This window comes from Sphaerisporangium sp. NPDC049002, assembly GCF_040649355.1.
Classification (GTDB): domain Bacteria; phylum Actinomycetota; class Actinomycetes; order Streptosporangiales; family Streptosporangiaceae; genus Sphaerisporangium.
This window is the reverse complement of record NZ_JBEZFH010000319.1, coordinates 1-6,033: the sequence shown is the minus strand read 5'-3', so window position 1 is coordinate 6,033 and position 6,033 is coordinate 1. Positions and strand designations below refer to the sequence as shown.

At 73.1% G+C, this 6,033-nt stretch carries 4 protein-coding genes and 1 pseudogene; 3 read left to right on the top strand and 2 right to left on the bottom strand.

What is annotated here, in order from left to right:
* From AB0B89_RS34260 to AB0B89_RS34250, 3 genes are all read left to right on the top strand, one after another.
* The coding region (locus AB0B89_RS34260) for a serine/threonine-protein kinase (protein WP_358561246.1) at window positions 1-1,568 on the top strand (1,568 nt) is incomplete at its 5' end.
* A gap of 64 nt (window positions 1,569-1,632) precedes the next feature.
* Window positions 1,633-3,780, top strand: coding sequence for a hydantoinase/oxoprolinase family protein (locus AB0B89_RS34255; RefSeq protein ID WP_358561243.1), 2,148 nt, complete (start codon window positions 1,633-1,635; stop codon window positions 3,778-3,780).
* Window positions 3,777-5,492 carry a hydantoinase B/oxoprolinase family protein gene (locus tag AB0B89_RS34250; RefSeq protein WP_358561240.1) on the top strand — a complete coding sequence of 572 codons (1,716 nt, stop codon included), beginning with the start codon at window positions 3,777-3,779 and terminating at the stop codon, window positions 5,490-5,492. The genes AB0B89_RS34255 and AB0B89_RS34250 overlap by 4 nt, the downstream gene beginning before the upstream one ends.
* Here the strand turns inward: AB0B89_RS34250 and AB0B89_RS34245 are convergent.
* Window positions 5,462-5,668 carry a hypothetical protein gene (locus tag AB0B89_RS34245; protein ID WP_358561237.1) on the bottom strand — a complete coding sequence of 69 codons (207 nt, stop codon included), beginning with the start codon at window positions 5,666-5,668 and terminating at the stop codon, window positions 5,462-5,464. The genes AB0B89_RS34250 and AB0B89_RS34245 overlap by 31 nt on opposite strands.
* 87 nt (window positions 5,669-5,755) lie before the next feature.
* Window positions 5,756-5,941, bottom strand: a pseudogene (locus AB0B89_RS34240) (adenosylcobinamide amidohydrolase); the annotation flags it as partial.
* Window positions 5,942-6,033 lie beyond the last annotated feature (92 nt).

Here is a 6,033-nt window from a genome sequence, read left to right as displayed (position 1 = left end):
GGGCCGCGAACACGTGCGGCAGGTTCTCGGCCTCGTTCATCGCGGGAACCACCACGCTGACCGTGGCTCCGATGCGCGAGTCGCGCCTGGTGGCCGGCGTCGACCACCCCAACATCATCCCCATCTACGAGGCGGGCGAGAGCGGCGACCTGCTGTTCATCGCCATGCGGTACGTCGAGGGCGCCGACCTGCGCAAGCTCATCCAGGCGAGCGGGCCGATGCCGGTTGCCCGCGCCTACCGCCTGTTCTCGCAGATCGCGTCGGCGCTGGACGCCGCCCACTCGAACGGCCTGGTCCACCGCGACGTGAAGCCGGCGAACATCCTGGTCGCGGAGGGATCCGCGCGGGCCCCCGAGCACGTCTACCTGACCGACTTCGGGCTGACCAAGAGCGCCTACTCCGAGGCGGGGCTGACCAGCCACGGCCACTTCATGGGCACACCGCGTTACGTGGCCCCCGAGCAGATCCGCGGGCTGCCCGTGGACGGGCGGAGCGACCTGTACGCGTTCGCCTGCGTGGTGTACGAGGCTCTCAGCGGGCTGCCGCCGTTCCAGCGGGACACCGAGCTGGCCCTGCTCTACGCGCACGTCTCCCATGAGCCGCCGCCGCTCACGCCGTACCGGCCCGATCTCCCGCACGCCGTCAACCAGGTGATGTCCCGGGCCCTCGCCAAGGCGCCGGCCGATCGGTTCTCCACCTGCGGGCAGTTCGTGGCGGCCCTCCGCGACGCGATCAGCGGCGAGGACCGGCACGCGAGCCCGCCGGAGGGCCGCCCGGCCTGGTCGGCGCCTCCGGGAGCCTCCTCGCCGTCCCTTCGGGCCATGGACGACATGGAGTCCATGCGGCCGACCACGTCGCTCCGCTCTCTGGACACCGGAGGGCCGGCCGGGCTCTCCGCGCCCGGGGGGCCGCTGACCAGGCCGGGCGCGGGGCAGCCCGCCAAGAGGAGACGCCGGCCGGTGGGCGTGCTCATCGGCGCGGGGGCCGTGCTGGTCTCCCTCGCGGTCGCCGCCACGCTGCTGGTCGGCCAGGGGGCGAGCCCCGTGGGATCCAAGCGCTACCCCGGCACCACGGCCGCGCCGCTCTCGTTCGAGTATCCCGGCGGCTGGGAGGCCCGTACGCACGCCGACGAGTACGTCGTCGTCTCCCCCGCGGCCGCCGAGTTCGACACCCTGTTCTCGGTGCCCATCGCCTCCGACTGGGCCGCCGTCAACGGCCTGCTCACCACCCGTCCCGAGCAGGCGACCGGCATCTTCACCGAGGTCAACGACGCCATCACCACATCGGACACGCCTGAGACGCTGAAGCGCAGCCTCAGCTTCGTGCTCCCCGGGCCGGCCGACTTCGCCTCGGCGCCGACCACGGCGACGGTGGCGGGCAAGCCCGCGTTCAAGCTGACCGGCGTGGTGAACGACCCCGGCCAGCAGGGACGCCTCGATCTGGTCGTCTACATCGTCGGCCGGGGCCAGGGGCAGCCCGTGGCGCTGATCGCGTTCTTCTGCCCGCCCGCGAAGTGCGACCAGACGATGATCGACCACGTCATCGGAAGCGTCCAGTTCACCTCCTGAGCGTCCTGAGCGGCGGCGCGACGCTTCATAGACAAGCGCTTGCTCGGGTAATAGTGTGCGGCTCGTGAGCTATGCCATCGGGGTCGACGTCGGGGGCACCTTCACCGACGTCGTCGTCAGCGGGCGGTCGGTGACCGTGGCCAAGGTCCTGAGCACGCACGACGACCCGGCCGACGGGATCGTCACCGGCGTCGCCCTCGCCCTCGGCCGCGCGGGCGTCCATCCGGGGTCGGTCACCCGGGTGGTCCACGCGACCACCCTCGCCACCAACGCCGTGCTCGAACGCAAGGGGGTACGGGTCGCGTACGTGACCACGCGCGGGTTCCGGAGCGCCGTCCCCCTCGGCCGCTACGCACGGGTCGAGGAGGACCGCTACGACCTGCGCTTCGACCCGCCCCCGCCTCCGGTCGCGCCGGAGGACTGCTTCGAGGTCCCCGAGCGCGTCGGCCCGCGCGGCGAGACGCTGGAGGAGCTGGACGAGGACGCGGCGCGCGAGGTGGCGGCCGAGATCGCCGGGCGCGGCATCACGTCGGTCGCGGTGTGCCTGCTGCACTCCTACGCCGACCCCCGCCACGAGGTCCGGGTCGCCGCGATCCTGCGCGAGGCCCTGCCTCCCGGATCCACCGTGGTCATCTCCTCGGAGGTGTGGCCGGAGATCCGCGAGTACGAGCGGGCCACGACCACGATCATGTCGGCCTACGTCGGGCCGGTCATGGCCCGCTACCTCCAGCGGCTGCGCGAGCGGCTCCACGCCGCCGGCGTCACCGCGCCCGTCCACGTGATGGAGTCCGGCGGCGGTGTCATGTCGGCCGAGCTCGCCGCGCGCAGGGCCGTCGCCACGATCGAGTCAGGACCGGCCGCCGGGGCGCTGGCCGCGTCCCTCACCGGGTATCGCGACATCATCTCGTTCGACATGGGCGGGACCACGGCCAAGACCTGCGTCATCAGGAACGGCAGGCCGGAGATCACCCACGAGTTCCACGTCGGTGGCAAGGGCAGCTTCGGCGGCCGGCGCGCCGGGACCGGCGTGCCGATCAAGACCCCCGCGATCGACCTCGCCGAGGTGGGTGCGGGCGGCGGGAGCATCGCGTGGGTGGACTCCGCCGGGGCGCTCAGGGTCGGCCCCCGGTCGGCGGGCTCCGCGCCCGGCCCGGCCTGCTACGGCCTGGGCGGCGGCGAGCCCACCGTGACCGACGCCGACCTGGTGCTCGGGTACCTCGATCCGTCGTCCCTCGGCTCACTGCCGATCTCCCACGAACCGGCCGAGAAGGCCGTCGACCAGAGGCTCGCCTGGCCGCTCGGGGTCTCCCGCGCCGAGGCGGCGCACGCCGTACACGAGATCGCCAACGCGGCGATGGGCTCCGCCGTCCACGTCGTGACCGTGCAGCGCGGCATCGACCCGCGCGGCTTCGTCATGGTGGCCTTCGGCGGCGCGGGGCCGATGCACGCGGCCCGGGTCGCGGAACGGTTCGGCATCGACACGGTGGTCGTGCCGCCGCACTGCGGGGTCGCGTCGGCGGCCGGGCTGCTGGCGGGCGACCTGTCCACCGACCGGGTGCTGTCCCGGCTCGGAGCCGGTGACCCGTCGGCCGTCTTCGGCGAAATGGCCGCGGGGGCGGCGGCGGATCTCGGCCTCGAACTCGGCGCCCCGGGCGTGACGGTGGAGCGCTCGGCCGCCGTACGGTTCGCCGGCCAGGCGCATGATCTGACCGTGCCGTGGAGCGACTCGCCCGACGAGCTGGCCAACCTATTCTTCGCGAGATACCAGCAGGTGTACGGCATCGCGCAGCGAGGGCCGATCGAGATCGTGAGCTACCGCGTCCGCCTCACCCAGCGGGCCGCCACCCCGCTTCCCTCGAAGGAGGACGCCACCGCAGGACCCGGCGACGGTACGGACGGCTCCGGCGGGGGCGGCCGGCGTTCCAGGCTCGCGTGGTTCCCGGAGAGCGGCGGCTTCACCAGCACGCCCGTACTGACCCGCGACCACCTGCGCGGCCCCCGGAGCCCGGCCACTCCCGGCCCGGCGGTGGACGGCCCAGCGGTGGACGGGCCCGCGGTGGACGGGCCCGCGGTGGACGGGCCCGCGGTGGACGGGCCCGCGGTGGACGGGCCCGCGATCATCGAGGACGCCGAGGCGACGATCGTCGTACCGCCCGGCTGGACCGCCGCCCTCTCCCCCGAAGGGGCCGTGATCCTGGAGCGTGCCCGTTGACCGAGTCGCTCACGGCCGAGGTGCTGAGGAACGCGCTGGTGGTGGCCGCCGAGGAGGCCAGCATCGTGGTGGTGCGCTCGGCCTATTCGACGTTCATCGTGGAGGGGTCGGACGCCTCCGCCGCGATCCTGGACGCCGGGGGCCGGCTCGTCGCCCAGTCGATGGCCACCACCCTGATGAACAGCATGGCCCTGAAGGTCGCCCTGCCCGAGCTGCTGTCCGACATCCCCGCCCAGGCCATGCGCCCGGGCGACGTGTACGTGCTGAACGACGCCTACCGGGGCGGGGTGCACACCAACGACCTGCTGGTCTACCGGCCGGTGTTCGTCGACGCGCGGCCTGCGTACTTCACGGCCACGATGATCCACGTCTCCGACCTCGGGGGCCTGTCGGCGGGCGGGATGGCGCCGCTCGCGACCGACATCTTCCTCGAAGGCCTGCAGCTCCCGCCCGTACGGCTGGCCACGGCCTCCGGCGTCGAACCGGCGATCGAGGCGATCCTGCGGGCCAACAGCCGCACGCCGGACAAGGTCATGGGCGACGTCCGCGCGCTCGTCGCGGGCACCGCCGTGGCGGCCACGCGGCTTGCGGCGCTGCTGGCCGAGCACGGCCCCGGCGGGCTGGCCTCGGGCATCGACGCCTACCTCGACTACACCGAGGCCCGCACCCGTACGGCTCTCGCCGAACTGCCCCCGGGCAGCCACGCCTCCTCCTACGCCGTCGACGACGACGGGATCGACCTCTCCCGCTCGCACACCGTCCGCGTCACGGTCACCGTGCCGCCCCCCGGCGCGTGGGAGGCACGGACGCCCGGCATCGTCCTGGACTTCGAGGGAACCGATCCGCAGGTCCCCGCGGCGATCAACTCCTCGTCGTCGCAGTCGCTGGCCGCCGCCGTGTTCGCGGTGCGGTGCTTCCTGGACCCGGCGATCCCGATGAACGAGGGCTGCCTGCGCGCGATCGACGTGCGCCTGCCGCCGGGGTCGCTGCTCAACGCCCACTCCCCCTACCCGTGCGGCGGGCGTTTCGTACCGATCTATGCGGCCATGGAGGCGATCTTCCAGGCGCTGTCGGACGCGATGCCGGATCGGGCCATCGCCGCCTCGGGGATCCTGCAACCCTTCAGCGTCGCCGCCTGCGCCGCGCCGTACTGGATCCATCTCTCCTACGACTTCGGCGGGGTGGGGGCCAGGGCGGGCAAGGACGGGCCGGACGCGACCGGCGTCCACTTCGGCATCGGCCGGAACTCGGTGCCGCAGGTCGAACCGGTGGAGACCCGCTGCCCGCTGATCGTGGAGTCGGTCGAGACCATCCCCGACTCGGGCGGGCCGGGGCGCTGGCGGGGCGGTCTCGGATCGAGGACGGTCTTCCAATTCCTCGCCGACGCCCATGTCACCACGCGCGGCGACCGGCTGCGCTACGCCCCGCCCGGCAGAGCGGGCGGCCTGCCCGGCCGGCTCGGCGGCTTCTTCAAGCGCCACCTGGACGGCACCGTCGAGCGCCTGAACTCCAAGGTCAACAACGTCCGCTTCGGCGCCGGCGAGGCCCTGATCGTCGAAACGACGGGCGGCGGCGGCATCGGCTCCCCGGCCGACCGGCCTCCCGCCGACATCCTCCTCGACCTCGACACCGGCAAGATAACCCCCACCACCGCCCAAACCACCTACGGCCTGCTTCCTGGTCAGGGAAGAAGATCGAAGGCCGGTACATGACGTGGCCGGACCACGCGGAAATGCCGGTGATCAAGGGTCGCGACCTCACGCAGCCCCAGCCGTTCGGCTAACCCCTCCCGGATGATCTCTTCATGCCGTTCGGCCAGATGCGCCTGGTCCGGCCTGAGCTGGTCGACCAATGCGTGCAGATCTTGGTAATTGGGCGCTGCGGTCACGCCACAAGTGTCCTTTGCCGACCCTCTGGCAGTCAGTGACGTGGTCGATCCGCAGGCCGCGATCTGGCGTGCGCCGGCGCATGCCGGCTAGGTGTGCCTCGCCCAGGCGTGGGCGCCGTTGAGGACGGAGAGGTGGACGGCGCGGGCGATGCGGGCGCCCCAGGTCGATCGCGGGCCGCCGAACAGCTCCTCGGGGCCGTCGGAGCGCACGGCCACGCAGACGGCGTCCGAGGCGGTGCCCGTGCACGCGTACCCGGCTTCGGCGAGCGCCCGCCGACACCTTGCTGACCGCGCGGCCGAGGTTCCCGCTGAGCATGTGGATGCCGCCGTCGGCCGAGAACGGCTCGGCGACCGGGCGCAGCACG